Origin of the sequence: Spirillospora sp. NPDC049652 (assembly GCF_040675125.1) — a bacterium.
Classification (GTDB): Bacteria; Actinomycetota; Actinomycetes; order Streptosporangiales; family Streptosporangiaceae; genus Spirillospora.
The window spans coordinates 1-1,113 of sequence record NZ_JBFAOF010001546.1 but is presented as its reverse complement, the minus strand read 5'-3'; the positions used below and the strand labels follow the sequence as shown (position 1 = coordinate 1,113).

Here is a 1,113-nt window from a genome sequence, read left to right as displayed (position 1 = left end):
CCCCGCTGAGCCGCACGTCGCGCCGGGCGACCTGGACGCCGCGACGACCGGTCCGCTGCCGATCCAGGCGGACGCCCCGGACCCGGGCGCGACGGGACTGTTCGCCGCGCCCGTCCCGCCGGGCCCCGCCGACGGCGAGCGCTCGCCCGAGTCGCTGCGCTCGATGCTGTCGGCGATGCAGGCGGGCTGGCAGCGCGGCCGCGCGGACGCGGCCGACACCGCCCCGTCCGGCAACCCCCTGCCCGGCGCCGCGCCGGCCGCGGGCCCGACCCCGGCCGGAAGCCCGGACGACCCGGATACTCCGGACACCCCGGGGAACGGCCCGTCCGGCACCGAAGCCCGGCCCGGCGCGCGAGCGCCGCGGACCGATTCCGCCGCTCCGCGGACCGATTCCGCCGCTCCGCGGACCGATTCCGCCGCGGCCCGACCCCCCGACGCGGCGCCCACCCGCGCCGCAGGACGTGAGGACGCGAACCCACCCGCCGCTCCCACAGGCCCCCCGGAACCGACCACTCCATCCGACCAGGAGGACCAGATCCCATGACACAAGCCCAACAGGCCGGTGGTGCGGCGGCAGGCGAGCTGAACTGGCTGCTCGACAACCTGGTGCAGCGCGTCCCGCAGGTGCAGAACGCGGTGGTGCTGTCCAGCGACGGGCTGCGCATGGCGGCGTCCAGCGGGCTCGCGCGGGAGGACTCCGAGCACATGGCGGCGGTCGCGGCGAGCTTCCAGAGCCTCGCCCGCGGCGCGGGGGAGACCTTCGGCGGCGGTGCCGTCCGGCAGACCATCGTGGAGATGGAGAACTCGTTCCTCATCATCTCGGCGGCCGGGCACGGCGCGTGCCTGGCCGTGCTGGCGGACGCCGGGGCCGACCTCGGCGTCATCGCCTACGAGATGGCGATGCTGGTCACCCGGGTCGGCCAGCACCTGTCGGCCGACCCGCGCTCGGCCGTCTCGGCCGGTCAGCAGGGCGGCGCCTGACCATGGCACCGCCCGAGCAGGCGTCCGGGCCCGGCATGGACGGGCCCGGGGACGACGCGTTCGCGGACGCCGGGGAGCGGTCCGCCGCCTCCGGCGCCGCCGGTGCGTCCGCGTCCGGCGCGGCCGCCGGCC

General features: G+C 78.2%; 1 protein-coding gene and 1 pseudogene. Both read left to right on the top strand.

The window, feature by feature from the left end:
* Nucleotides 1-544, top strand: a pseudogene (locus AB0J52_RS41815) (hypothetical protein); the annotation flags it as partial.
* Nucleotides 541-981 carry a roadblock/LC7 domain-containing protein gene (locus AB0J52_RS41810; protein ID WP_500188845.1) on the top strand — a complete coding sequence of 147 codons (441 nt, stop codon included), beginning with the start codon at nt 541-543 and terminating at the stop codon, nt 979-981. The pseudogene AB0J52_RS41815 and the gene AB0J52_RS41810, both read left to right, overlap by 4 nt.
* Nucleotides 982-1,113: the final 132 nt, after the last annotated feature.